Source organism: Bacillus cereus group sp. BfR-BA-01310, from assembly GCF_022664325.1.
GTDB lineage: Bacteria > Bacillota > Bacilli > Bacillales > Bacillaceae_G > Bacillus_A > Bacillus_A paramycoides.
The window spans coordinates 25,605-52,400 of the sequence record NZ_JAKUHD010000012.1; the positions used below are offsets into that span (position 1 = coordinate 25,605).

Below are 26,796 nucleotides of genomic sequence, written 5' to 3' on the forward strand. Positions count from 1 at the left end.
AGAGAGGAGGTGTTACGAAGAAAAAATCTTGTTTCTTTATAGATGATTAACGGGGTTTCGAAAGGGCTGCAAGTGATTCAGACGAATGACTCGCAGCTACCTCAATCATAGAACATGTCTAATGAACCCGTTGAAACTTATACTGGAATACTTGAAACGCAAAGGAATTTTACAATCGAATCTGTTTTATTCACCCAATTGTGAGGTGTTGTTGAATCTAGGAAAATACAATCATAAGGATTCAAAACATGCTCCTCATTGTCAATGAGGAGCGTCAGTTGTCCTTCTAGAACGTATAGAAATTCTTGCCCCGAATGTGAATAAGAATCCTCTTTTTTAGCACCTGGGTTAAGCAATACTAAAATAGGATTAAATAGTGGATTTTCAATGTTGCCCGCTAAATCCCTATAAAAAAATTGGTTATGTAGAGTGTTCGTCTTACTAATGATGTTTCTCATAACTGTTGGTGTTGCCTGCTTTCCAGACTCTGAAAAAAAGTAGCTCGGATTGACACCGAGTGCTTCAGAAATTTTTTTCAATGATTCGAGCGTTATAGATGATTTTGATCGTTCGACTTGCGATAAAAAGCTGATTGAAAGATTTGTCTGATCAGCAATTTGTTTTAATGTTAACTTACGCTCTTTTCTCAAACTCTTTATTTTTACTCCAATTAAATCGTTCACTTTTCTCCACTCCTGTAACTGATATTAATCATGATTACTATTCTAGGAAAATTTATTTAGTGGGGTGCTGGATGTAACCTCAAGATGAAAAGAAATTCACTTTGAAATGAAGTGCCACTTAAATAGTAAGTGATAATAGTTAAAAAAAAAAGAAAAATATCTTTAAAAATATTCAGAAAATTACATTTACATTAAAAAATCAGTGTGTTATCATCATAAATAATTGAAGTGTTACTTCAAATTTGATTTTAAAATTGAAGTAATATATTACTAAAAAATAAACACTTAAGGAGAATGAAGATGAATTTTCATGGTATTTTAGTTCCGTTGGTCACCCCGTTTAAAAATGATAAAAGTTTAGATGTAGATACTTTAAAGCAATTGACTAACATATTTATTGATAAAGGTGTTACTGGTTTAGTGGTGTGTGGCACGACTGGCGAATATTACGCCTTAAACGAAGTAGAACGTGAAACTGTTTTAAAAACTGTGGCAGAAGTGGCTAAAGGTCGCGTAACTTTAATTGCAGGTATCAATGATTTATCAACCGAGGGGGCGGTTAACCGTGCCAAGCAAGCGAAAGAATTGGGCTATGAAGGCTTAATGTTGTCACCAACTCCTTATAGCCTGCCTGACCAAACGGGTGTGATTGCCCATTATGAAACTGTGGCATCAGCAACCGATTTACCGATTATCATGTATAATTTTCCTGCGCGCATTGGCATTGAAATTGAGTATGAAACTGTGGTGCATCTGTCTAAAAATCTGAAAATTGTCGGTATTAAAGAGAGCAGTGGTGACTTTAGTCGTGCTTTACGCTTACTACAAACCCCATTTGAGAACTTTGAAGTAATTTGTGGCTGTGATGATCAACCTATAGACTTTTTCTTCTGGGGTGCGAAAAGCTGGATTGCTGGTGCAGGGAATGTGTTCCCAGAAGAGCAAGTTTCCATGTTTAATGCTGCGCAAGCTGGTGATTGGGACAAGGCTCGACAAATTATGTGCGGAATCTACCCAGCTATTCATTCAATGGAATCTGGTAACTACAACCAAAAAGCCAAACTAGGCTGCTTAAAAGGTGAGATTAACGTTGGCTCGGTACGCCTCCCATTATCTGATTTATCAGAAAAGGAAAAGGTGGAATTCTTAGCTTTCTTTAATAAATAATCTGGAGGAGAGACAAATGACTGTATCAAGAGAACAAGTTTTTGCCCTTGCTAAAGAAGGAAAGCTATGGGCAGGCAACTTAATTGATGGTTTTACGAGTACTGCCGACAAATTAGAAAACCGCACTCCCATCGACAATAGCTTAATTGGCTACATTGCCGATGGTGATGAGCGGGATGTAGATGCGGCCGTTAAAGTAGCGAGGGAGACATTTGAAGCAGGGATTTGGAGTCAATTATCCCCTAATGAGCGTAAGAAAGTGATGATCCGCTGGGCACAATTGCTCGAAGAACATAGCGAAGAACTGGCTGCCTTAGATTGTATAGATGCTGGAAAACCGATTACTGAATGTTTAAATACTGACATGCTAGCAACGATTGATACATTTTATTGGTACGCTGAAGCAATTGATAAACTCTTTGGTAAAGTAGCTCCTACGGGTAAAGATGCTTTGGGTTTGATTGTTACTGAACCGATTGGCGTTGTTGGTGCGGTATTACCTTGGAACTTTCCCGCGCAAATGTTTGCTTGGAAAGTGGCACCTGCATTAGCTGCAGGGAATTCTGTTATTGTAAAACCAGCGGAATTAACTTCACTCAGTGCTTACCGTATGATTGAACTTGCTTATGAAGCAGGTGTTCCAAGAGGCGCTTTAAGCTTAGTTTGTGGTTTAGGCGAAAAAGTAGGCGAACCATTAGGGCGTCACATGGATGTAGACATTGTATCATTTACCGGATCAACGGAAGTCGGCAGGTATTTCTTAAAATATTCAGCAGAAAGTAACCTTAAAGAAATTGTCTTAGAGTGTGGTGGCAAAAGCCCACAGGTCGTGTTTGAAGATGCTGACTTGGATGCGGCTGTTCCGCATATTTTATCAGCTGCCTTTTGGAATATGAGTGAAAACTGCAGCTGCGGTTCCCGTTTGATCGTACATGAATCTGTCAAAGAGGAATTATTAGAAAAATTAAAGTCTGGCTTAACAAGCTGGAAATTAGGTAACCCGATGGATGAGTCAGTTGCCATTGGCCCCATGATTGAAGAAGCACACTTTAATAAAGTGAAGTCGTTCTTGGATATTACGCTTCAAGAAGGAGGGAGCCTAGTTGCTGGAGGGAAAGTTCACAGTGATGTGGGCAGCGGCTGGTACATAGAACCAACTATTTTCGAAAATGTAACCGCTAACATGACGTTGTTCCAAAATGAAGTATTTGGTCCGATTTTAGCGGTTAGTACGTTCGAAAAGGAAGAAGAAGCAATTGCCCTTGCTAATAACACCTCTTACGGGTTAGCTGCTTCTTTTTATAGCCAAAATGTACAGCGAACGATGCGTGTGGCACGTGCCATTAAAGCTGGAACCGTTTCTGTGAATGGTTTTAGTGAAGGGGATATCACCACCCCATTTGGTGGCTTTAAACAATCTGGCTTTGGTGGCAAAGATAATGGATTAGAAGCTTTTGAACAATATGTGATGACAAAAGTAATTTGGTACGTTCATTCATAATAATCTGAATCTGCTATTTTTGGGGGAGTAAACATGGGGAAAACAGATAATAAGCAGCTAAAAAAAGTTGTTGTTGCATCGATGATTGGATCTGTGGCTGAATGGTATGAGTTTTTCTTATATGGAACCGCTTCTGCTCTCGTTTTTGGAGAATTATTTTTCCAACAAACGGGAAGTGCTATTGATGGCATCCTGGCTGCATTTGCTCTCTATGCGGTAGGCTTTTTAGCTAGACCTATCGGCGGACTTGTTTTTGGTCATTATGGTGATAAATTTGGGCGTAAAAATTTATTACAGCTTAGTTTAATTATCGTTGGAATAACGACTTTCTTAATGGGATGTATTCCGACATTCAGCAGTATTGGGTATTGGGCTCCGATCTTACTCGTTACTTTACGTTTAATTCAAGGATTTGCTTTTGGTGGAGAATGGGGTGGAGCTGTTATTTTAGTATCTGAGCACAGCCCTAGTGATAGACGTGGATATTGGGCAAGCTGGCCACAGGCAGGCGTACCATTAGGGAATTTAATAGCAACAATTATCCTATTACTTTTATCTAAAAATTTAAGCCCCGAGCAATTTATGGACTGGGGTTGGCGTGTAGCATTTTGGTTCTCTGCTGTTGTCGTCCTAATTGGTCTTTGGATTCGTAAAAGTGTAGACGATGCCCCTATTTTCAAAGAGTCACAAGAAAAACAAGCTCAATTAGAAAAACAGCAATTAGGTATTATAGAAGTGATTAGAGATCATAAAAAAGCGATTATTGCTGGTATTGGAGCTCGTTTTGCAGAAAATATCTTATACTATATAGTGGTCACTTTCTCTATTAGTTATTTAAAACTTGCGGTTAATAAAGATACTTCACAAATTTTATTATTAATGTTTGGTGCTCATGCAATTCACTTTTTCCTCATCCCATTAATGGGACACTTAAGTGATGTGTGGGGACGGAAGCCAATTTATATGACAGGAGCTGTTTTAACTGCATTTTGGGGATTTATCGGGTTTCCAATGATGGATACAGGAAATGATTGGTTAATTATTACTGCCATTACTATTGGTCTATTCATACAATCGATGACGTATTCACCATACTCCGCATTAATGACAGAGTTATTCCCAACGCACATCAGATATACAGCTTTGTCTTTATGTTATCAAGTAGCACCAATTTTGGCAGGATCATTGGCACCATTAATTTCATTAAGTCTCCTAAATAAATTTAATAGTTCTATCCCAATTTCAATTTATTTAGTCATCTCAAGTATTATTTCAATCTCATGTATCATGTTAGTAAAAGAAACAAAAGGTAAATCACTCACGTTTAAGAAAGCTAAGTAAATATTTTCGTAAGCCACATACAATCGCTTTATAACTGTTGTTTTATAATAAAGATTGATAAGAATGGCCTCTTTGAGCAGCGTGTCTCTAAGAGGTCTTTTTATTTTTCTGATATTTCAAGAGGTGTATCGTTTGAAAAAATCTTTCTTTTCATTCTTCTTTTTATAGTTTTATAGGAGAAAGCTAGGTTTCTTATTTCTACTACTGTATAATGAGAAAAAAGCACGAAAAGAGGTTATCTCATGCTAGAGGTTATTGCAACTTGTTTAGAAGATGTGAAGCGAATTGAAAAGGCTGGTGGAAATCGAATTGAACTCATTTCATCGTATACAGAAGGTGGTTTAACACCGAGTTATGCCTTTATAAAAAAAGCAGTAGAAGCAGTACAAATACCGGTTCATGTCATGATTCGTCCGCATGCGAAGTCTTTTATATATACGGAAGAAGAAATTGAAATGATGAAAGAAGATATTGAAGTTGCTCAAAATCTTGGGGCTGCTGGTGTTGTATTAGGTGTATTAAATGAACAAAATGAAGTTGATGCACAGAAATTAGCAGATTTATTATCTGTTATAGATGGAATAAATGTAACGTATCACCGTGCGATAGATGATACAGAAAATCCGGCAGAAGCGATGAAGGTTTTGAAGAAATTCAATAAAGTTACTCACGTGTTAACTTCAGGCGGACAAGGAAATGTAGTAGCTAATATTCCGGTGCTTAGAGAGATGCAAAAGGAAAGTGAAGGGAATATACAGCTTGTTGTTGGAAGCGGAGTAACGAAAGAGAATGTAAAACAATTGCTAGATGAAACTGGAATCGCGCAGGCACATGTAGGTACAGCTGTGAGAGAAGGTAAATCATGTTTTTCTGAAATTGATCCAGGATTAGTACAAGAGTTAGCAGTTTTAATAAAATAGTTGTCATGTTAGAAAAGAGGGGAAAAGATGGAGAAAAATACGAAAAAAGAAGTAATCTCATGGATTAAAACGATAGGGATTACACTTGGGATTGCTTTTATCGTTCGAGGGATATTATTTACGCCTTCACTAGTACAAGGTGAGTCGATGATGCCAACTTTAGAAAATAATGAGCGAGTTCTCGTTAATAAGATTGGTTATAGTATTAATGGATTAGATCGCTTTGACGTTATTATCTTCCACGGAAAAGAAGGGTATGATTTAGTAAAACGAGTAATTGGTTTACCAGGTGATACAGTTGAGTATAAAAATGATGTTTTATATGTAAACGGAAAAGCGATGGAAGAACCGTATTTAAAAGAATATAAAGAAAAAGCAGCTGGTCGTATATTAACTCCTGATTTTACGTTAGAACAAATTACAGGGAAAACGAAAGTGCCAGAAGGCCAAGTATTTGTTTTAGGAGATAATCGTGAAGTTTCTAAAGACGGTCGTATGTTTGGATTTATTTCAGAAGATGAAATTGTCGGAAAAGGACAAGCTGTTTTCTGGCCATTGAAACAAGTAAGAGCGTTATAAAGTGTAGAGAAAGTATGGGAGAGGTATTCTTCCATACTTTTTTATTTGTTCAAAAATATATTGATAGAATTTAAAGAATATTTTATAATTTTTAATTATATATTTGTTTCGAAAAACGGAATTCATGTTCCGAAATTCGGAACATAAAGGAGATAGGATGAATATAAATAAAACGGCAGTTAAGACAATGGATATTTTGGAGTTGTTTTATGAACATGAGGAGCTAAGTTTAACAGAGATGGTTCAGCTTACGAATATGCCAAAAACATCTGTTTATCGTTTAATTGGTTCGTTAGAAGAGATGGGGTTTTTACAAAAAACAGAAAAGAGTAAGTATCGTCTCGGAGTCGTTTTTTTACGATTTGGTCAACTTGTTTCACAAAGGTTATCGGTAAGAAATATTGCTCTTCCATATATGAAAGAGCTTAGAGATAGTTTAGGACAGGCAGTTAATTTAATTATTCAAGATGGTAATGATGCAATTTATATTGAAAAGATGGAAGGAGCTCAGCCGGTACGTGTTTATACGGCGGTTGGAAGAAGAGCTCCACTGTATGCCGGCGCGTGTCCGAGAATTTTACTATCGTATTTTTCTGAGGAAGAGAAAAGGAAATATGTAGAGGCAATAAATTTAAAGCAATTTGCAGATGGAACGATTGTTAATAAAGAGCATTTGCTAGAAGTATTACATATGGCGAAAACGGAAGGGTATACAATTAGTTATTCTGAATTAGAAAATCATACAGCGGCCATAGCAGCGCCAATTTTCGCAAATGATGGAACTGTTGTAGCGGGTATTAGTATTTCAGGATTAGCAATTGAATATAGCGAAAGTAACATTCCATATTTTATTGCGAAAGTGAAAGAAACAGCGTACCGCATTTCGAAAGAACTCGGCTTTTGGGAGTAGAAAGAGGGAATGGGATGAAATTTTCTACGTTAGGAGATCAAGCAATTATTGTTACATTTGGTGAAGAAATCGGGATGGACATATATGAAAAAGTACAGCGATTATTTCAAGCACTGCAGCAACATCCATTTCCAGGGATGATAGAATGTGTTCCGTCATTTACTTCATTAGCGGTGTACTACAATTTGTTCGAAGTATGGAAGAAAAATGATAGAAATATAAGACCATATGATTACGTATGCCAGTACATAAATGGGCTATATGATACTTATAAGGAAGAAGTGAAAAGGGATGTGAAACATATTTCTATACCAGTTTGCTACGGGGGAGAATATGGGCCAGATTTAGAAGAGGTCGCGTATTATCATGGGTTACAAGTAGAGGATGTTATTCGAATACATAGTGAAACGACGTATTTTGTGTATATGTTAGGTTTTACACCTGGGTTCCCTTATTTAGGAGGATTACCGAAAGAATTAGAAACACCTAGAAAAGAAACACCACGGTTACAAATCGCACCTGGTTCAGTAGGTATTGGCGGAAATCAAACAGGTATTTATCCGCTTGAAACGCCGGGCGGATGGAATATTATTGGCCGAACACCAATCCTTTTATTTAATCCGAAAGAAGAAACACCTACCTATATTCAAAGCGGTATGTATTTACGTTTTATCCCGATAACAAAGGAAGAGTACGTATCGTTAGAGGGGGCTAAAGAATGGATGTAGAGGTTTTGCATGCTGGGATGTTTACAACAGTCCAAGATTTAGGACGTTACCATTATCAACAATATGGTGTACCTGTTGGAGGCGCTATGGATAAGAGCGCACTCAGGATGATTAATATGTTAGTTGGCAATGAAGAGAATGAAGCTGGACTCGAAATTACGATAATGGGGCCTAAATTGTTAATAAAGAAAACGACTTTATTAGCGATTGGCGGGGCAAATATGGAACCGTTATTAAATGGAGAACGTATTCCGTTATGGCGTCCCGTGTTAGCTGAAGAGGGAAGCATGCTTTGTTTCGGAAAAGCGAAAAGCGGGTGTAGGGCGTATGTGACCTTTGCGGGCGGTATCGATATTGATCGTACGATGGGAAGCAAAAGTACTTACATACGTGCTGCTATTGGCGGTATGGAAGGGAGAATGCTGAAAAAAGGAGACTATTTTCAAATTGGTACACGACCAGAAGTTGCGAGTCGTTTCATACAAAACTTACAAGAAGAAAAGCGTATAAAAACGAAGTGGGCAATTTGTAACAAGGCGTTACCAAAATATAAGAAGCATCCTACTCTTCGCGTTATAACAGACTTTGAATATGATCAATTTACAGAAGAAAGTACAAAGTCGTTTTTTACGAAAGAGTATAAAGTGTCCAATTATGCTGATCGTATGGGGTATAGGCTTGACGGAGAAGTTTTAAATAGAGTTGAAGAGATAGAAATTTTATCGAGTCCAGTTACATTTGGAACAATTCAAGTACCGAATGGTGGACAGCCTATTATATTAATGGCAGATAGACAAACGACAGGCGGCTATCCGAGAATTGGAAATGTCATTTCAGTAGATTTACCTCTTCTAGCGCAGTTGAAACCAGGAGACTATGTAACTTTTGAAAAAATCTCTATGGAAGAAGCTGAACAATTATATATAAAGCAGGAAGAAAATATGAGTCTAGTAAAGAAATTCATCGCTTTACGAAGCTGAGATTAGGAGGAAAACATCGTGACTACAATTGATTTAAACTGTGATTTAGGAGAAAGTTTTGGAGCTTATAAAATGGGGAATGATGATGAAATCCTTCCGTTCGTTTCCTCAATAAATATTGCTTGTGGCTTTCATGCTGGTGATCCGATCGTTATGCGGCAAACAGTTGAAAAAGCATTACAACATAATGTAGCAATCGGGGCGCATCCCGGATTTCCTGATTTAATTGGATTTGGGAGAAGGAACATGCACGTTTCACCAAGTGAAGTATACGATTATGTTTTATATCAAATTGGCGCATTGGACGGGTTTGTTAAAGCTGCTGGAGGAAATATGCATCATGTAAAGCCGCACGGTGCCCTATATAATATGGCGGCAACTGATTCGGAAATTGCGGATGCAATCGCAAAGGCAATTTCTCATATAAACCCTGAACTATTACTTTACGGATTAGCGAATAGCGATGCATTTACGCGAGCGGCCGAAAAGTATAACGTAACTTTCGTACAAGAAGCTTTTGCTGATCGTACGTATAAGCAGGATGGAACTTTAACAAGCCGTACAGAAGAAAATGCTCTTATAAAAAATGAAGACGAAGCAATAAACCAAGTACTTCAAATGGTGAAAGAAGGGTATGTAGAAGCAGTTACTGGAGGGAAAGTAGCACTTCAGGCGCAAACGATATGTTTACATGGAGATGGAGAGAAAGCAGTACAATTTGCGGGGAGAATATACAGAACATTCGAACTTAACGGTATTTCTATAAGTGCACCAAAATAAAAAATGAGGGGAAGTGTTACAAATGGTGAAATTAATTGGAATTTTACTTGTTGCGGTTGGTTTTTTATTTAGATTAAATACACTGTTAGTAGTTATGGTTGCAGGTATTGTTACTGGTATGGTTTCAGGCTTAAGCTTTTATGATGTGATCAGCATGTTCGGTAAATTTTTCGTAGAAAACAGATATATGTCTATGCCAATATTGTTAACTTTACCTGTAATCGGGATATTAGAGCGTTATGGGCTAAAGGAAAGAGCAGAGGCACTTATAACGAAGTCAAAAGGAGCTACAACTGGAAGAGTATTAATGTCATATTTTACGATAAGAGAATCTTCAGCGGCACTTGGACTTAATATTGGTGGTCATGCGCAAACAGTGAGACCACTTGTTGCACCAATGGCAGAGGGAGCTGCGCAAGGTAGGTATGGTAAACTTCCTGAAAAATTAAGAGAGAAGATTAAAGCAAACGCAGCAGCTGCGGAAAACACAGCTTGGTTTTTCGGAGAAGATATTTTTATCGCAACTGGTGCCATTTTATTAATGAAAGGGTTCTTCGATTCAGTAGGAATGCATGTCGGTGTATGGGATATGGCGCTTTGGGGAATTCCGACTGCGATATCTGCCCTTATTGTGAGCTGGATTAGGTTTAGAAGGTTTGATAAGTATATAGAGAAAACAATGAAGGCAGAAGAAAAACAAGAGAAGGAGGTTATATAAGATGAACGTAATAACAATGGATACAATTTATTATATATTAGGTATAATCGTTGCATTTATCGCTGTTCGGATTGCATTTGATCGTGAGCATCCAAACCGATTTGGTTCTAGTTTATTTTGGGCATTGTTTGCAGTTACATTTATATTTGGCAATGTAATCCCTTCGTTTTATGTTGGCTGTATTGTACTTGTCATGGTCGTTTTAGCTTCATTAAATAAAGTAACAAAATCTCAGGAGAAAGAAGTACCAGTACAAGAACGTGTGAAACATGCTGAGAAATTAAAAAATAAAATTTTCATGCCTGCACTTTTAATACCTATTTTTACAATTATCGGAACGCTAACGTTAGGAAAAATCAAATGGGGAAATGTCGCACTTGTTGATCCTGATAAAGTGACATTAATTGCACTAGCATTAGGAGCGTTACTCGCTTTCGTAGCGGCGATGAGCATCACAAAGGCGAAAATAACAACGCCTGTTCAAGAAGGAAGTAGATTATTACAAGCTGTTGGCTGGGCTGTTATTTTACCACAAATGTTAGCGGCGCTTGGCGGTATTTTCGCGAAGTCTGGCGTTGGACAAGTTGTTTCTGATTTAGTCGGACAAGTATTACCGACAGAGTATCCGTTCGTTGCTGTTATGGCATATTGTTTAGGAATGATGCTGTTTACAGTTGTAATGGGGAATGCATTCGCAGCATTTGCAGTAATTACTGGCGGAATCGGTTTACCTCTAATTGTACAAATGCATGGGGGGAATCCAGCGATTATGGCAGCACTCGGCATGTTTGCTGGATATTGCGGAACGCTGATTACTCCAATGGCGGCAAACTTTAATATCGTTCCGGCGATGCTTTTAGAACTGAAAGATAAAAATGCTGTCATTAAGGCGCAAGTACCAATTGCTATTTCGATTTTCATTATAAATATGTTTATAATGTACGGTCTTGTATATCGTTTCTAATTAGGAGAGTGAAACAATGAAAACAGTATTACTAACGGGATTTGATCCGTTCGGCGGAGAAAGCATCAATCCAGCTTGGGAAGTCGCAAAAAGTTTGCATGAACAAACAATCGGAGAGTACAAGATTATTAGTAAACAAGTTCCAACCGTATTTCATACATCAATACAAGTATTAAAAGCGTATATAGAAGAGCTGACTCCTGAAATTATTATTTGCATTGGACAAGCTGGGGGCAGGGCAGATATTACGATAGAGCGTGTAGCAATTAACGTTGACGATGCAAGAATTGCTGATAATGAAGGGAACAGGCCGGTGGATATACCGGTTGTAGAAGAAGGCCCTATTGCGTATTGGTCCACACTTCCGATGAAAGCAATCGTAAAAAGACTTCGCGAAGAAGGTATACCAACTTCCGTTTCACAAACTGCAGGTACATTCGTTTGTAATCACTTATTCTATGGTCTTATGCATGAACTAGAGAAACATGATAAGAAAATAAAAGGTGGTTTTGTTCATATTCCGTTCCTACCAGAACAAGCGAGTAATTATCCAGGGCAACCGAGTATGTCACTTTCTACGATTCGTAAAGGGATACAATTAGCAGTTGAGGTAACAACAGAAGTGGAAATAGATATTGTTGAATGCGGGGGCGCGACGCATTAAATAAAGCGAATTGTACAACACCTTCTGTAAACAACTGGTATAATATAGTGTATGAATATACATAGAGGTGATTTTTGTGCAGCAATATGAGGAAGTACGTTCGATATTAGAAAAAGCAAAGAAAATTACAGTGTTAACAGGTGCTGGTGCAAGCACGGAAAGTGGAATCCCTGATTTTCGTTCAGCAAATGGATTATATGCTGATGCGAATGTAGAGATGTATTTATCAAGAGGCTATTATAATAGAAATCCGAAAGAATTTTGGAAGCATTATAAAGAAATCTTTCAAATTAATACGTTTCATCAATATGAAGCGAATCGTGGGCATCACTTTTTAGCAGAGCTAGAGGAACAAGGAAAAGACATAACGATTTTAACGCAAAATATTGATGGTTTGCATCAATTAGGTGGAAGTAAACATGTAATTGATTTACATGGAACACTTCAAACTGCGCATTGTCCGAAGTGTAAAGCGGGATATGATTTACAGTATATGATTGATCATGAAGTGCCGCGCTGTGAGAAATGTAATTTCATTCTAAATCCAGATGTTGTTTTATACGGAGATACGTTACCACAATATCAAAATGCGATAAAACGTTTATATGAAACAGATGTACTTCTCGTAATGGGAACGTCATTAAAAGTACAGCCTGTCGCTTCATTCCCAGAAATGGCAAAGAGAGAAGTAGGGGCAACAACAATTTTAGTAAATGAAGAGTTAACAGGACAAGAATATAATTTTGATTATGTTTTTCAAAATAAGATTGGTGAATTTGTAGAAAGCCTATCTTCAATGAAAGAATAATGATTTGATTAAAAAACTGAGGTGAATGGTGGCCACCTCAGTTTTTTTGTATGAAATATATTCATGTTATTGCTTAGTAAGGGGAATGGTAATAAATAGGGTATGAACACAGAAAACTGAAAATTAAATCTTTTCTTTCTTTTGTAATTAATATAAAATTCTATATATATCATATAAATAAATTTGATACATAATGATGTATTTGCGTGCAATGTAGTGAACGTATTTTTTTCATGCAGAGAAATGTTAATAGAATGAAACGAGGGAGCAAAATGAGACAGAAAAAGGAGAAGCAGAAACAGTCGAAAAAGAAAAAGACTCATATTCCATTTCGATTAAATGTATTATTTTTTGTCGTATTTCTTTTATTTTCAGCTATTATTATTCAGCTAGGTAAAGTACAAATCATTGATGGAGAAACGTATCGAAATGAAGTGAATAAAAAGGAAGATGTAACGGTGAGTACACCTGTACCTAGAGGGAAAATGTTTGACCGAGAAGGAAAACCTATTGTTAATAATAAACCGTTACGAACAGTTACATACACGAAAATGAAAGGGGTAGACTCGAAGGAAGTTTTAAAAGTAGCAAGAGGATTGGCACAGTTAATCGAAATGCCACAAGAAGATATGGACAAGTTAACAGAGACAGATAAAAAAGACTTTTGGATGCAGTTAAATGAAGAGCGTGCAGCAAAAAAAGTAACAAAAGATGATGAGAATACATTTAGAGAGCGGAAAATAGAAGGAAAAGACTTAGATAAAAAAGTGGAAGAATTGAGAAGGGAAAGAATTACACAAGAAGAATTAAATGAGCTTTCAAAAGAAGATATAGAAGTACTAGCAATTAAAAGTAAAATGAATGCGGGATATAAAATGACACCCCAAATTGTCAAAAAAGATGTTAGTCAAAATGAATACGCAGTAGTTAGTGAAAGGTTGTCGAGCTTGCCAGGCGTAGATACGACTGTAGATTGGGAGCGTGAATACCCAAATGACAAAATACTCCGTTCTGTACTTGGTAGTGTTTCTAGTGAGAATGAAGGATTACCGAGGGAGCAATTAGACTATTATTTAGTACGAGATTATAACCGAAATGATCGTATCGGTAAGAGTTACATCGAAAAACAATACGAAGATGCACTGCATGGGACGAAAGAACAGTCTAAAAATATTACTGATAAAGCGGGAAATATTATTCGGACTGAAAAAGTGACAAAAGGAAAAAGTGGAAACAATTTAATATTAACAGTTGATATGGATCTACAGAAGAAAGTGGAGGAAAGTCTTGAAAAAAATTTAAGGGCATTTCATTCTTCAGAACCGATGATGGACCGTGCGTTCGTCGTTATGATGAATCCAAAAAATGGCCAAATCTTATCATTGGCAGGGAAGAAAATTGTAAATAAAGACGGTGGAATGCAAATAGAAGACTACGCTTTAGGAACGATGATAAGCTCGTATGAGTTAGGATCAACGGTGAAAGGAGCTACGGTATTAACGGGATATCAAACAGAAGCGATTAAGCCATATACACATTTCTTTGATGCTCCAATGTTCTTTAAAGGAAGTTCGAAGCCGAAGAAATCGTGGAAAGACTTTGGAGATATTGATGATTTAAGAGCATTGCAAGTATCATCCAATGTCTACATGTTTAATACGGCCTTAAAAATTGCAGGGGTTGATTACGTAGCAAACAATCCGTTAGATATTAAACAAGATGCATTTAATAAAATGCGTTATTATTTTAGACAATTTGGTTTAGGCGTACCAACGGGTATAGATTTACCGAATGAATCGATAGGTCAAATAGGTAGAACAGATAATATACCAGGTTTTTTACTTGATTATGCGATTGGACAATATGATACATATACGCCGTTGCAACTAGTGCAATATATGTCAACAATTGCAAATGGTGGTTACCGGATGAAACCACAAATTGTGCAGGAAATTAGAGAGCAACCAAATAGACCAGAGGAAGTAGGAAAAGTCATTCAATCGATGGAACCAGTCGTGTTAAATCGGGTAGATATGGATCTTACATATATTAATCATGTAAAAGAAGGGTTTAGAAGAGTTTTCCAGGAAGCTGATGGGACAGGTACTGGAACTTTTAAAGGTCTACCGTATAAACCGGCTGGAAAAACAGGAACAGCAGAGACGGTATATGGTGGGGAAAGTGATATTGGAAGAGATGAGAACAATAACCGAAAAAAATGTTATAATTTAACTCTCGCCGGTTATGCACCATATGACGCTGATCCGGAAGTAGCTTTTTCTGTTGTTGTACCGTGGGTGAATAATGATAAATCAGGTATTAATTCTGCAATTGGTAAAGAAATTTTGGATGCGTATTTTGATTTGAAAGCACAGAGATCAGGTGTAAGTGCAGTCCCGGTCGCACAACAGCCGAATAATGTACAGTAAAAAACGAAATTAAAATTGTAGTATATCACTGCACAGATGAAACCATATTGTGCAGTGATATATTTTTGAGCTGAAAAGTGTTTTGATAAGGTGGGAATACATATGAAAAAGGAGATCAAGGGCGGCTGGGGAAAGTACATACTATTTATATTTGTTTTGGTAGTAGTGTATCAGTCTTTTACTCTATGTAAGGTTGAAGGAAAATCGATGCAGCCGACTCTACATGAAGAAGACTACGTATTTGTAAATAAAGCCGCTGTACATTTTTCTAACTTACAGCACGGAGAAATCGTCATTATTAAAGAAGAAGATGGATCGAAATATTATGTAAAACGCGTAATAGGACTTCCTGGTGATGTCATTAACATAACGAATGGAAGTGTATATGTTAATGACAAAAAGCAAGATGAACCGTATATAAATAAAGACCTATATAACAATACACAAGTGTTTTACAACTTTCAAAAGACAAAGATTCCACCAAATAAGTTATTTGTAATGGGAGATAATCGTGAGTATAGTAGGGATAGTCGAAATGGCTTAGGATATATTGAAGAAGATAACGTTATTGGCAAGGTGGAATTTATATATTATCCTTTTTCGAAAATGAAAATACTAGACTAGTTTAGTCTAGTTATTTTATTTTCGAAAAAAACAACGAATGAATTAGATGAACCTTTTCATCCTCAAGTGCTCCTGTTAGGGTGATGATAAGTAACGCTTTTATATTAAGTTAACGGTTAGGAAATAGAAAGGGTATGATAGTATGTATAAGTACACAATATGCTTCATTAGAAAAGGGGATAACATACTCCTTTTGAATAGGAATAAAAAGCCGACAATGGGAATGTGGAATGGTGTTGGCGGTAAAATTGAGGATAATGAAACCCCATATGAAGGAGTAATTAGAGAAACGTTTGAGGAAACGGGAATTCAGATTCAAAGTGTAACGTATAAGGGGAATGTTATCTTTAAAGATAAAGACGAGCCTCGGGATAGTGAGGGAATGTATGTATTCCTTGCTGATTTACCAGATGGAGTACATATGGACACACCATTAAGCACGGCTGAAGGAATATTAGAATGGAAGTCAATCGATTGGATATTAGATGGTGATAACAGAGGTGTAGTTAGCAATTTACAAAGATACTTACCGATATTATTAAAAGAGGATAACAAATTAGAGCATACCTTTATTTATGATAACAGGAATATCATTGATTACATAACTTCTATTCTGACAGAAGATGATACGAAAAAACGACATGTAAAACATCTCGTTTCTCAATAGGAGAAGCCCCGTTAAAATACTAAAAAAAGCCAAATCCTTTATTGGAATTTGGCTTTTTTGCAGGGAATGCTAATTCAAGTTTTACTCTACATAATTTGCTTTAATGATAAAGCGGTGTTGCTTTACATCGAAATATCCTTTTTGCAAGATCATTTCATGTATGCGATACAATTCCTCATTATAGCGTTCGATAGTAAAATCAGGGATTTGCCACGGAATTGCTTTTAAATAATAAACGACAGCGCCGATATCATAATAGCGCTGAAGAGGGAACTCTTCCTTCGCTTCTATAATTGTAAATCCACTTTGCTTTAATTCACTACATGCTGTTTCGAGTGACCAACTTGCAAATTCTGAATTAAGCGGTGCACCGAACAGCTCATTAATATGGGCACAATCAAGACCACCAACTTGTTGTGTAAGAAATGTTCCATTAGAGGAAAGAATTCTTTTCACTTCAGAAGCAGAATATGATTCATGTTGATTCATAACTAAATCAAACTGACCGTCTTTAAATGGCAAAGCGGTATCATCAGTTACCTCTACAACTGTAACACCTAAAGGCTCTAATTTCTTTCGGGCAATTGGTACGTTTGGAGCGTAGCCTTCAGTAGCACAAATAGTTGACGGAAACGGTTGTAGCATAGATAAAAATTCTCCGCCACCAGTACCCATATCTAACATTGATTTTGCACGCTGCATAAGTTGGAAAGCGGTACTGCCGTATGACCATGATAAAGGTTCGCTCTTCATTCGACCTGTTTCTGAAATGAAAGAAAAGTCCCAGCCACTAAAATTTGTCTTTGCACTTTCTAATAGTGCTGAAAATAATGGATCACGTTTCATATTATTGTCCTCCTATTTCGATAATGAATGATATAGTAAGAAATGAGAAAGGGAGGACTTCTTATTAAAATGAAGCGGTCTTACGTTTCGTGTTCGAATAGATTCATATTAAATTCGCTCCTCGCGAGAATAGTTATTTATATATTCGGGATAGTCGAGTGGAAATCCTTTGAAATTATAAGGGAAGGCAGTTGTTTAATGAAAAATTGGATGGAGTTTACAGACAAAGAGTACGATCAAATTTGGGACAGGGTATACAGTGAACTTGAGTTTTCACCGAGTGATGTTACATTTCCATCATTTAAAGTGCCAAGTCCTTTTGTTACATATGATATTTCTCAGTATTTCGGTGAGTCGGTAGATTTAAATGTATATGACAATCTGGAAGATAAAGCGTTACAAGCTTTTAGAGAGAATACAGAATTAGATGAATACATAATGGCACTTGATTGGCAACATGAATGTTACTGGATAAATCCACATTTAAGGTTCGATAGAAATGAATTTGATGAGTGGACAATCCCAATTTTTCCAAATGGAGATTACTATTTCTTTATTCAGAAGGACTATAAGTGGGGTTATTTAGGTCATCCTTGGGAGAAGAGTATAACGATATTTGGAAAAGAATTAATAGAGAGCTTTAAGCAAAATAAACCGGAAATGTTTTATAAGATCTTAAGACAAGGTTAATGTGTATCTCTAATTTGAATATAAAAGATGCCAATACTTCAATACGAAATATTGGCATCTTTTTATTTTTTTATCGACAATCCATACACCAACGTCTCACTCGGAGTCGTAATACTAAAACCAGTCGTCTTATAATCAAGTTTTAACGTATCACCAGTATAATCTTTTGTGAATGAGTCCATTTGTACAATAAGCTGTTCATCTTCATATACAACGTCATTTGCATTATATGTATCCCAAATTAGATCAACATCAACAAAAATACTACAAGAGTTTGTCATTGTTCCTCTAATGCGAATAATCTTTTTGTCTTCACGTTCTAGCCTCTGTATAGCTGCTTTTGCTTCATCAGTAATACGAATGTTCATTGGATCCCAACCTTTATTTATGTTTCTTCTATTATTGCAAAAACAGAAGAAATAGGGAAGGAAGAAGCATTGCAATAAAAAACGAGCAAACAATATTGTTTGCTCGTTGTACTTTATTTCAGTTCACATTTATCAAGTGGAATCACTTTCGTTTTCTTAGTAAATTTATATCCTAACCATAGTATTAAGAAGAGCGGTAAACCGATGTAAGAAACAAGTACACCGTTCCAATCGATAGATGCTCCCATAAATGCTCCGTAGTTTTGACCTAAAATAACGATCACACAAAGTGTAAATGCAAAGATTGGACCGAACGGGAACCATTTTGCTTTATATGGTAAATCTTTTAAATCTTTTCCTTGGGCAATATATGCTTTTCGGAAACGGTAATGACTAATAGCGATTCCTACCCAAGCAATAAATCCTGACATCCCAGAAGCATTTAATAACCAAATGTATACAACACCGTCACCGTATAAAGAAGCGATGAAAGCGACGCTACCAACTACTGATGTTGCGATTAATGCGTTAACAGGTACACCGCGGCTATCTAATTTACCTAAAAACTTTGGTGCTTTTCCTTGGCGAGCTAAATCCCAAAGCATACGAGTTGATGCGTACATTCCAGAGTTACCAGCAGATAAAACGGCAGTTAAAATAACAGCGTTCATAACAGAAGCAGCAAAGGCAACGCCCGCTTTTTCAAATACAAGTGTAAATGGACTTACTGTAACATCACTTGCTGCAAGGCTATCAGTCGTATAAGGAATTAATAAACCAATAACGAGAATTGCTAAAATGTAGAATAATAGAATACGCCAAAAAATAGAACGAATTGCTTTCGGAATATTACGTTCTGGATCAGACGTTTCACCAGCAGCCACTCCTAATAATTCAGTTCCTTGGAATGAGAATCCAGCGGCCATAAATACACCGATAATTGCCATGATTCCGCCGTTAAATGGTGCATCTGCAACAGTGAAGTTTTTAAATCCAATAAATTCGCCGCCCATAATTCCAAAAATCATCATAAAACCGACAATTAAAAAGATAATAATAGTAACTACTTTAATAAGTGCGAACCAATATTCAGATTCACCAAATCCTTTAACAGATAAATAATTTAAGAGAAAAATAATAGCTAAACAAAGTCCACTCCAAATAAGAGAAGGTGTATTTGGGAACCAAAATTTCATAATTAATGTTACGGCCGCTAGTTCAGCAGCGATCGTAATCGCCCAGTTATACCAATAGTTCCATCCAAGTGCAAAACCAAGTGATGGATCAACAAATTTTGTTGCATAAGTACTAAAAGATCCAGTAACAGGCATGTAAGCTGCGAGTTCTGCTAAGCTTGTCATTAAAAAATAAACCATAATCCCAATTGCAGCGTATGCAACTAGTGCACCGCCGGGACCAGCTGTATGGATAACACTACCGCTGGCAAGAAATAGTCCGGTACCGATTGTACCACCGAGAGAGATCATCGTAAGGTGACGAGATTTTAATCCACGTTTTAATTCACCTTGTCCTTGTGTAGTTTGCGTTTTAGAGGTAGCTTGATTCGTTGCGCTATTCATGTTCAACACTCCTTTTCTTGTAAGATAGGAAGGAGCGGGGGGAGAAAAATACAAAAAACCGCCAAAAGAATTAGGCGGAACGTTTCACAAATAACCACCCCATCATACCCTTCCGTTAAGATAGCACCCCACGTCTACACGGTAATTTTGTAAACGTGACAGTTCTGTTCCTTTCGGAGACAGCCCCAGCCCATATTTCCAGAGAAGAAATATAAACTTCGGCAACTTTTCCTTTCAAACGGAGTCGATGACATTCTCTGTGTCTCGGCCGTTATACTCTTAAAAGTTGCAACCTCTACCTCATCGGATTGATGAGGATTTATTTATTGCTATGATTTTTAATATATGGCAATTGTAATGACTTTCTGAAAATATTGCAAGGAATTTTGTAGGGAAAAGTCAAAAATTATCGGTTATTGTATAGGAAACGCTTGCAAAACTCCACCCGAACCTACTATTATGTAACAATAAGCAAAGAAAAAATTGTTATACAAATGTTTCGCAAAAAATAATGAAAAATCCTCTAAAATTAAAAGAAAATTCAGAAAATATAATTCGACATAAACATCAAAAGGGGATTAGTTCTTTATTTTGTTTCAAGAATAAACATATGTGCGTGTTAAAAAGAATGAATATTCTTTATATTTTATGATAAAATTGAAGTATTGTTTAATGGAAAAGGGGACATCGTTATGAAATTAGAAACGGAAAGATTACATATTATCTCGTGTACGGAAGAGTGGGTTCAAATTGCGAATAATCAAGGATACAATAGTGGTCCGCATATTTTAGGGCATGTAGAAAATGTGAAACAAGATGCGGCTTTATTACCGTGGGGCGCTTGGTATGTTATTCGAAAAGAAGATGACATCGTTTTAGGTGATATAGGATTTAAAGGGGCACCTAATGAGAATCATACAGTTGAAATTGGTTACGGATTTATTGAGAAATATTGGAATAAAGGGTATGCAACAGAAGCGGTTCGTGAATTAATGAAGTGGGCTTTTCAAACAGGAGAGGTGGAAACGATAATAGCAGAGACGCTCCTTGATAACTATAGCTCTATTCGTGTATTAGAGAAATTACATATGAATAAAGTAAATAGTACTGAAACAATGATTAATTGGAAGATTGAAAAATAAAAAATACCGCCCGAAGCAAATCGGGCGGTATTTTGCACAATTATGGTAGCATTTGTTTTTGATCTGTCGGATAGCCTATCGTCGTTTGTTTCGAATGATTTGAATGATTACGGACAGAAATGAAAATAGAAATAATAACGACTAGACCAACTGCAACATAAGAAAGTGTAATAATAGTTGGATCAACTTTAAATGATGTAAGTAATGTACGTATATTCGTAAAGATAATAAGGCCACCGACGAGTACGCCGAGTAAATGTGGAGGAACGATGCGTACTAACCATGCTGCAATTGGCGCTGCAACAACACCACCGAGCATTAAGGAAAATACCCAAACCCAGCTTACTTGTTCCCAGCCAAGTGAGATGAAGAAGCCGATTGTTGCAGCGAGTGAAACAGGAAATTCGCTCGTATCTACAGATCCAATAACTTTTCTAGCTTCATTGCCTCTTGCAAGAAGAACAGGTGTCGTAATAGGTCCCCAGCCACCACCGCCAGTTGAATCAACAAATCCTGCAAAAAGGCCAAGCGGCACAAGTTGTTTCGCAGACATACGCTTATTTGAAGCAACAATTTGTTTTTGAATGAGGAATCGTAATAAAATATAAACCCCTAAAGTAAATAAAAATAAGGAAATGTATGGTTTAATTACATCGCCAGGTAAATTACTTAAAAAACATGCCCCGACAAAAGCACCGATCGCCCCTGGTAATGTAAGTCTAGAAACTGTATATTTATCAACGTTTCCGAATCGTATATGAGATGCACCGGAAGCGGCAGTAGTGACTACTTCAGCTAAATGAACCGATGCAGAAGCAACAGCTGGTGCGATACCAAACATTAATAATAAAGAGGAAGACGTTACCCCATACGCCATTCCAAGCGCTCCATCAATCAATTGAGCGAAAAACCCAATAATAGCAAAGACAATTAATTTCTGCATAAATAATCCCCCTGTAATAATAAATAAAAAAGGCACTTTTCCCGTGTGAGAAAAGTGCCTTTGGTTTTTCCAATCAGCAAGATATAAATTTGTTTCATTATAATACACATTAATCATATAAATCAACTAGGTTTTTAAGTTTTTCGAATTGAATGAAAGAAAGAGAAAATATACAATAAAAGGATGGAGAGAAAGGGGAGAAAGAATATGTTAGCATTTGATCATCTCGTTCACGCAGTTCATTGTACGCCTGAGGAAGCTGCAAAACAAATGCAGTCATTAGGTTTTCATACAGTGCAAGGTGGACAGCATACAAACTGGGGTACTTGGAATAGTTTATGTTACTTTGATTTATCATATATAGAATTTTTAGCAGTCCAGCACGAAGAAAAAGCGAAAGAAGCAGAAAATCCATTAGTGCAGGAAACGGTTGTTAAATTGCAAAATGGAGAAGGAATGCTACAAATCGCAATTCGAACAGATGAAATTGAAAAATTAGCAATTAATTTAAGCAAGCATGGTTTGCAAACGATAGGACCATTTGAAGGAAAACGAGTGAGAAAAGATGGTCGTCTTTTAGAATGGAAAATGTTATTTGTAAAGCAGGAAGAGGACGGACCAAAATTACCATTCTTTATACAGTGGAATGAAACGGATGAAGAAAGAAGAATCGATCTACGTAAAACAGGGACGATTACGGAACATAAAAACAAAGTGCAAGAAATAAAAACAATTCATTATGCGGTGAAAAACGTTCGAGACACAGTGCGGAAATGGAAAGAAGTAATGGGATTAACAGTAAGTTCAATCATAAGAGATGAAGAGTGGAATGCAGAGTGTCAAAGTGTATTATTTGGTGGTATTAGTGTGCAGTTTTGTGAACCGGTAGGGGTAGGGCTAGTGCAAGAACATTTCATGCAGTATGGAGAATATCCGTTTGCGGTGGAGTTTAAAGGGGAAGGAAAACAGGAGCATCAAGTACTAGGTAGTATGTACATATATTAATAGAGGTGAGTTTTGTGGAGACAATTTTAAAAGCGATAGAAAGAAAACTAGACTGGCCTCTTATTTTAAGAGCGACTGTTATTTCAAAAGGTTTTTCGTTCGATGAGAAATATAAAATTGAATTAGAGAGTGGAGAAACGTATTTTATAAAAGTATGTGATTCTTCATATTTTGAACGGAAGCAGGAAGAATATGAATATATGCAGCGAAATCATAAAGATTTATTAAAAAATCGTCCAATTGTATTTTTACATGACGATTTTCATCCAGCCAATATAATGATTGAACATAATGAATTTAGGGCTGTCATTGATTTTGCTAGATTCGATTTTGGGGATCCAATTCATGATTTTTATAAAGTAGCGTTATTTACGACTAATATAAGCGTACCATTCGCTGTAGGACAAGTTCACGGTTATTGCGGAGGTGAACCATCGCTGCATTTTTGGAAATTGTATTCGCTATACGCAGCAATGATTTTCCCATCCGATATAGTATGGACAAATCGAACTACACCACATTTAGTAGATGATATGAAAGAGAGATTGAACCAAATTTTAGAAGAGCATAACGATTTTTCTTCTTATGTTCCGAGATGGTATCAATCATTGAATACGAATATAGTAAACGATAAATGATGGAGGGATTCATTTGGATAAAATTGCGGTAATTTCAGATATTCATGGTAATATTCCAGCATTAGAATCCGTACTGAAAGATATTAAATTAAGAGGAATAGAGCGCATTATTTGTCTGGGTGATTTAGTAGGAAAAGGACCTCATTCAAGCGAAGTAATTGAAATTGTTCGTAAAGAATGTGAACAAGTTGTTATGGGGAATTGGGATGACTTTATTACAAAATCGACTGAGTTTGAAACGTTAAAATGGCATCAAAAACAATTGTCAGAGGAACAAAATGAGTATTTAAGAAATCTACCATTTTCTATCGAATTTTTTATGAGTGGAAAACTTATCCGTATGTACCACGCCTCGCCAAGAAGTTTGTATGAAAGGATTCAACCGTACGCTTCAAGAGAAGAACGTGTTAGTATGTTCGAAAATAGCGATTTGACGGAAAATATAGAGGGGGAAAGAAAACCGGATGTCGTTTGCTATGGTGATGTTCACCAAGCGTACGTTCAAAATTTCAGAGGGAAAACGTTATGTAATGCTGGTAGCGTAGGAAATCCACTTGAAATAACACAAGCATCCTATTTAATCTTTGAAGGAATGTACAATGAAAAAGAAGCAGCGAGTTTTTCCATTCAACTCGTAAGAGTACCGTATGATATTGAATTAGCCATTCGACTAGCTGAAGAGCTCAATATGCCAGAAATTGAGGAATACAAGCAGGAGTTGCGAACTGCTTTGTATCGAGGGTTTAAGGGAAAGTAAGTAAGGGAGAAATAAGCCAATAAAAATATATCAACGATTCGACAAAAGGTATCGACTCACAGACAAATAATTACAAAATTTATTTATCATAATTATATTATGTAAACAATGTTCAGGAGGTAATGTCGTGCATCGCCAAAAACGAATGAAAGAAATTGCTGATCATATTTTAGCGTTAAATTTAACTCATCCGTTAAGGGTTGGAGTAAGTGGTATTACAGCCTCAGGAAAGACAACATTTGCAAACGAACTAGCAGAGGAAATGAAAAAACGGGGAGTGCAAGTAACACGCGCCACTATTGACGATTTTCATAACCCAAGAGCGATTCGATATGCGCAAGGAAAAGAATCAGCAAGAGGGTATTATGAAGATGCACATGATTATACAGCTTTTAAAGAAAGATTATTAATGCCTTTAGGACCTAAGGGAGATTTAAATTATGAAACGATTTCTCATAATTTAATAACGGACATCCCTGTACATAACGCGCCTCTAGTGGCTCCGCCTAATATGGTGCTAATAGTAGATGGAACATTCCTATTAAAAAAAGACATTGAGCATTTATTTGATTATAAAATTTTTGTAGATACCGATTTTGAGATTGCGAGAAAACGTGGTGCAAAGCGAGAGACTGAAGCTTTTGGGAGTTATGAAGAAGCAGAGAAGATGTTTTTGAGCAGGTATCATGCGGCTTGTAAAATGTATATAGAAGAGCATAATCCGAAAGAATGTGCGGATGCTATATTTCTGAATAGTGATTTTGGAAATCCAGATGTAATATTTCATGAACGGACGTAATGCACAGTCAGAAATATATGTATAACCTTTTATTTATTGTTATAATTAAATTAATTTTATGAAAAAAATTACAGGGGATAAAGCGAAAATAAGTTAAAAAACGTAAAAAGGGGACAGGACATATAATGACGGAAGTACAAGAATTAAAAGAAGAACTACAACAAATAAAAAATAACAATTATGCTGTACCAGAAGACGTAGATGCATATCCATATGCACAATGGATGCTAGATTATATTGGATCATCTGATGCTGAATTACGTGATGATTTGATTTATAGTACGCTTCACACATGGATTACAAATGATGTATTTAGACAAAAGGAATTACGAGGATTAATGTTACAAGCAATAAGTCCTGATTATTTATTTTATAAAATTGGTGAAAAGGGAACAGACTCTGTTTTTAAACGTGCGTTTTCTGCTTTAATTCCGCCGCTTATTTTATCTGTTCATGAAAGAGAACCATTGTTAACTGAAGAACAACTGTACAGTGTGGCAGAACAAGTTTTGGAATATGTATATTTAGAAGAAGATGTAAGAGGTTACGTAGAAGGAAAAGGATGGGCGCACTCTACGGCACATGCGGCTGATGCGTTAGATGCTTTAGCACGTACGATACAAAATCGCGAGTTTTCATATGCGATACTAGCTGCAGTTCGTCAAAAGGTTCGATTGAATGATTACGTATACATAAACTTTGAGGATGAGAGATTAGTAACGCCAATTATGTCATTACGTAACCAAAATCTTTTAACTGAAGAAGAGTGGAGCAACTGGCTACATAGTATAGCAATTGTTGAAGACATCCGAAATCCTCAAAATGCTATTTTAGTACAAAATATTAGAGCGTTCTTAAGAAGTTTATATTTTACAGCTTTAGAGAAAGAGGGATCTACTATTTTTACAGATGATATATTGGAGACTTTGAAGAATTTGCGTAGATATTAAAAAATGTCGAATTTATATACTTGTTGAAATTGAGGACTTGGAGGATACATTTTGAAGAAATATGAGTTTAAAAATAACATTCCAACATTGGAAGAATATAAATATTTGTGTGAGTCTGTCGGATGGACTGATTATATGAATTTTGAAGTGGCGGAAACATCACTTCAAAATTCAATTTACTGCATTACAGTCAATGATAATGAACAAATTGTAGGCATGGGGAGAATTGTTGGTGATGGGGCTATCTATTTCTATATTCAAGACATAGTAGTTCATCCAGATTATCAGAAGAATGGTATTGGGAAAGAAATAATGAACATGTTGGTTGAATATTTAAATCAAAATGCCCCGGATAAGGCATTTGTCGGTTTGTTTGCATCACAAGGTAAAGAACCATTCTATGAAAAATTTGATTTTCAAGATTACTCGCCAAACATGACGGGGATGTTTACTGTAATTTCAAAAAAGTAAACATTAACAGTTTTAATTCCTAATTAGATTGAAAAAATTATGATTTGGGTTATCTCATTGGGGGAGTGTATTTTTGTTAATTTGATGGGTATAGTACATAAAACTAATAACTTCAAAACATACTAATAAAATGTTTTGGAGGTG

Annotated in this window: 29 protein-coding genes and 1 riboswitch; of the genes, 24 read left to right on the top strand and 5 right to left on the bottom strand. The window is 36.4% G+C overall.

Translation table 11 applies throughout. The features are described from left to right. Window positions 1-137: 137 nt before the first annotated feature. Entirely contained in the window at window positions 138-683 is a 546-nt protein-coding gene (locus MR109_RS20465) for a helix-turn-helix domain-containing protein (RefSeq protein WP_071719136.1), read from the bottom strand. 300 nt (window positions 684-983) lie between these two features. Between MR109_RS20465 and dapA the strand changes: the two genes are divergently transcribed. From dapA to MR109_RS20545, 16 genes are all read left to right on the top strand, one after another. Continuing rightward, on the top strand, window positions 984-1,850 hold the full coding sequence (dapA, locus tag MR109_RS20470; RefSeq protein WP_242273678.1) for a 4-hydroxy-tetrahydrodipicolinate synthase: 867 nt from the start codon (window positions 984-986) through the stop codon (window positions 1,848-1,850). Between the two features lie 16 nt (window positions 1,851-1,866). Then, window positions 1,867-3,351 (top strand): aldehyde dehydrogenase, encoded by a 1,485-nt coding sequence (locus tag MR109_RS20475; RefSeq protein ID WP_242273679.1) that lies wholly within the window; start codon window positions 1,867-1,869, stop codon window positions 3,349-3,351. Window positions 3,352-3,384: 33 nt separating this feature from the next. Next, the gene (gene abaF, locus MR109_RS20480; protein WP_029952877.1) at window positions 3,385-4,692 is read left to right on the top strand and encodes a fosfomycin efflux MFS transporter AbaF; all 1,308 of its coding nucleotides are present in this window, start codon (window positions 3,385-3,387) and stop codon (window positions 4,690-4,692) included. A gap of 242 nt (window positions 4,693-4,934) precedes the next feature. Further along, window positions 4,935-5,612 (top strand): copper homeostasis protein CutC, encoded by a 678-nt coding sequence (locus tag MR109_RS20485; protein ID WP_242273681.1) that lies wholly within the window; start codon window positions 4,935-4,937, stop codon window positions 5,610-5,612. A 27-nt stretch (window positions 5,613-5,639) separates the two neighbouring features. After that, entirely contained in the window at window positions 5,640-6,191 is a 552-nt protein-coding gene (gene lepB / locus MR109_RS20490; protein WP_242273682.1) for a signal peptidase I, read from the top strand. 157 nt (window positions 6,192-6,348) lie between these two features. Then, window positions 6,349-7,101, top strand: a complete 753-nt coding sequence (locus MR109_RS20495; protein WP_242273683.1) for an IclR family transcriptional regulator — start codon at window positions 6,349-6,351, stop codon at window positions 7,099-7,101. A 14-nt stretch (window positions 7,102-7,115) separates the two neighbouring features. Continuing rightward, complete coding sequence (gene pxpB, locus MR109_RS20500) at window positions 7,116-7,829, top strand: 5-oxoprolinase subunit PxpB (protein ID WP_242273684.1); 714 nt, start codon at window positions 7,116-7,118, stop codon at window positions 7,827-7,829. Next, window positions 7,820-8,809, top strand: a complete 990-nt coding sequence (locus MR109_RS20505; RefSeq protein WP_048375231.1) for a 5-oxoprolinase subunit C family protein — start codon at window positions 7,820-7,822, stop codon at window positions 8,807-8,809. The genes pxpB and MR109_RS20505 overlap by 10 nt, the downstream gene beginning before the upstream one ends. Before the next feature lie 18 nt (window positions 8,810-8,827). Further along, window positions 8,828-9,589, top strand: a complete 762-nt coding sequence (gene pxpA, locus MR109_RS20510) for a 5-oxoprolinase subunit PxpA (protein ID WP_242273685.1) — start codon at window positions 8,828-8,830, stop codon at window positions 9,587-9,589. 22 nt (window positions 9,590-9,611) lie between these two features. Next, on the top strand, window positions 9,612-10,307 hold the full coding sequence (locus MR109_RS20515; protein ID WP_048375235.1) for a DUF969 domain-containing protein: 696 nt from the start codon (window positions 9,612-9,614) through the stop codon (window positions 10,305-10,307). Window position 10,308: 1 nt separating this feature from the next. Beyond that, on the top strand, window positions 10,309-11,271 hold the full coding sequence (locus tag MR109_RS20520; protein WP_048375237.1) for a DUF979 domain-containing protein: 963 nt from the start codon (window positions 10,309-10,311) through the stop codon (window positions 11,269-11,271). 16 nt (window positions 11,272-11,287) lie between these two features. Further along, window positions 11,288-11,935 carry a pyroglutamyl-peptidase I gene (gene pcp, locus MR109_RS20525; protein ID WP_098307163.1) on the top strand — a complete coding sequence of 216 codons (648 nt, stop codon included), beginning with the start codon at window positions 11,288-11,290 and terminating at the stop codon, window positions 11,933-11,935. Window positions 11,936-12,002: 67 nt separating this feature from the next. Beyond that, window positions 12,003-12,743 carry an NAD-dependent protein deacylase gene (locus tag MR109_RS20530; RefSeq protein ID WP_082148017.1) on the top strand — a complete coding sequence of 247 codons (741 nt, stop codon included), beginning with the start codon at window positions 12,003-12,005 and terminating at the stop codon, window positions 12,741-12,743. 254 nt (window positions 12,744-12,997) lie between these two features. Continuing rightward, on the top strand, window positions 12,998-15,172 hold the full coding sequence (locus tag MR109_RS20535; RefSeq protein WP_176547758.1) for a peptidoglycan D,D-transpeptidase FtsI family protein: 2,175 nt from the start codon (window positions 12,998-13,000) through the stop codon (window positions 15,170-15,172). Between the two features lie 102 nt (window positions 15,173-15,274). Beyond that, window positions 15,275-15,796 carry a signal peptidase I gene (gene lepB / locus MR109_RS20540; protein WP_071719146.1) on the top strand — a complete coding sequence of 174 codons (522 nt, stop codon included), beginning with the start codon at window positions 15,275-15,277 and terminating at the stop codon, window positions 15,794-15,796. A 142-nt stretch (window positions 15,797-15,938) separates the two neighbouring features. Next, window positions 15,939-16,463, top strand: a complete 525-nt coding sequence (locus MR109_RS20545) for an NUDIX hydrolase (protein ID WP_242273686.1) — start codon at window positions 15,939-15,941, stop codon at window positions 16,461-16,463. 81 nt (window positions 16,464-16,544) lie between these two features. Here the strand turns inward: MR109_RS20545 and MR109_RS20550 are convergent, their stop codons facing one another. Then, window positions 16,545-17,309, bottom strand: coding sequence for a class I SAM-dependent methyltransferase (locus tag MR109_RS20550; protein ID WP_242273687.1), 765 nt, complete (start codon window positions 17,307-17,309; stop codon window positions 16,545-16,547). A 198-nt stretch (window positions 17,310-17,507) separates the two neighbouring features. On the opposite strand from MR109_RS20550, the gene MR109_RS20555 reads away from it, so the two are divergent. Next, window positions 17,508-17,999, top strand: a complete 492-nt coding sequence (locus MR109_RS20555) for a DUF2716 domain-containing protein (protein WP_242273688.1) — start codon at window positions 17,508-17,510, stop codon at window positions 17,997-17,999. Between the two features lie 62 nt (window positions 18,000-18,061). Here MR109_RS20555 and MR109_RS20560 read toward each other — a convergent pair whose 3' ends face one another. Next, window positions 18,062-18,367 carry an iron-sulfur cluster biosynthesis family protein gene (locus tag MR109_RS20560; protein WP_002172546.1) on the bottom strand — a complete coding sequence of 102 codons (306 nt, stop codon included), beginning with the start codon at window positions 18,365-18,367 and terminating at the stop codon, window positions 18,062-18,064. A 113-nt stretch (window positions 18,368-18,480) separates the two neighbouring features. Further along, the gene (locus tag MR109_RS20565; protein ID WP_025147840.1) at window positions 18,481-19,947 is read right to left on the bottom strand and encodes an amino acid permease; all 1,467 of its coding nucleotides are present in this window, start codon (window positions 19,945-19,947) and stop codon (window positions 18,481-18,483) included. A 113-nt stretch (window positions 19,948-20,060) separates the two neighbouring features. Beyond that, window positions 20,061-20,253, bottom strand: a riboswitch (Lysine riboswitch). Between the two features lie 386 nt (window positions 20,254-20,639). Here MR109_RS20565 and MR109_RS20570 point away from each other — a divergent pair. After that, window positions 20,640-21,089: a GNAT family N-acetyltransferase gene (locus tag MR109_RS20570; RefSeq protein WP_242273689.1), complete on the top strand. Its 450-nt coding sequence runs from the start codon at window positions 20,640-20,642 to the stop codon at window positions 21,087-21,089. A gap of 40 nt (window positions 21,090-21,129) precedes the next feature. Here MR109_RS20570 and MR109_RS20575 read toward each other — a convergent pair whose 3' ends face one another. Next, window positions 21,130-22,032: a sulfite exporter TauE/SafE family protein gene (locus tag MR109_RS20575; RefSeq protein WP_242273691.1), complete on the bottom strand. Its 903-nt coding sequence runs from the start codon at window positions 22,030-22,032 to the stop codon at window positions 21,130-21,132. 207 nt (window positions 22,033-22,239) lie between these two features. Between MR109_RS20575 and MR109_RS20580 the strand changes: the two genes are divergently transcribed. From MR109_RS20580 to MR109_RS20605, 6 genes are all read left to right on the top strand, one after another. After that, window positions 22,240-23,037: a VOC family protein gene (locus MR109_RS20580; protein ID WP_242273692.1), complete on the top strand. Its 798-nt coding sequence runs from the start codon at window positions 22,240-22,242 to the stop codon at window positions 23,035-23,037. A 14-nt stretch (window positions 23,038-23,051) separates the two neighbouring features. After that, window positions 23,052-23,675, top strand: a complete 624-nt coding sequence (locus tag MR109_RS20585; RefSeq protein ID WP_242273694.1) for an aminoglycoside phosphotransferase family protein — start codon at window positions 23,052-23,054, stop codon at window positions 23,673-23,675. A gap of 13 nt (window positions 23,676-23,688) precedes the next feature. After that, window positions 23,689-24,432, top strand: coding sequence for a metallophosphoesterase family protein (locus MR109_RS20590; RefSeq protein ID WP_242273695.1), 744 nt, complete (start codon window positions 23,689-23,691; stop codon window positions 24,430-24,432). 127 nt (window positions 24,433-24,559) lie between these two features. Then, window positions 24,560-25,231 carry a nucleoside/nucleotide kinase family protein gene (locus MR109_RS20595; RefSeq protein ID WP_242273696.1) on the top strand — a complete coding sequence of 224 codons (672 nt, stop codon included), beginning with the start codon at window positions 24,560-24,562 and terminating at the stop codon, window positions 25,229-25,231. Window positions 25,232-25,356: 125 nt separating this feature from the next. Next, on the top strand, window positions 25,357-26,181 hold the full coding sequence (locus tag MR109_RS20600) for a DUF2785 domain-containing protein (protein ID WP_242273697.1): 825 nt from the start codon (window positions 25,357-25,359) through the stop codon (window positions 26,179-26,181). Between the two features lie 51 nt (window positions 26,182-26,232). Then, a complete protein-coding gene (locus MR109_RS20605; protein WP_048375265.1) occupies window positions 26,233-26,652 on the top strand; it encodes a GNAT family N-acetyltransferase in 420 nt (139 codons plus the stop codon). Window positions 26,653-26,796: the final 144 nt, after the last annotated feature.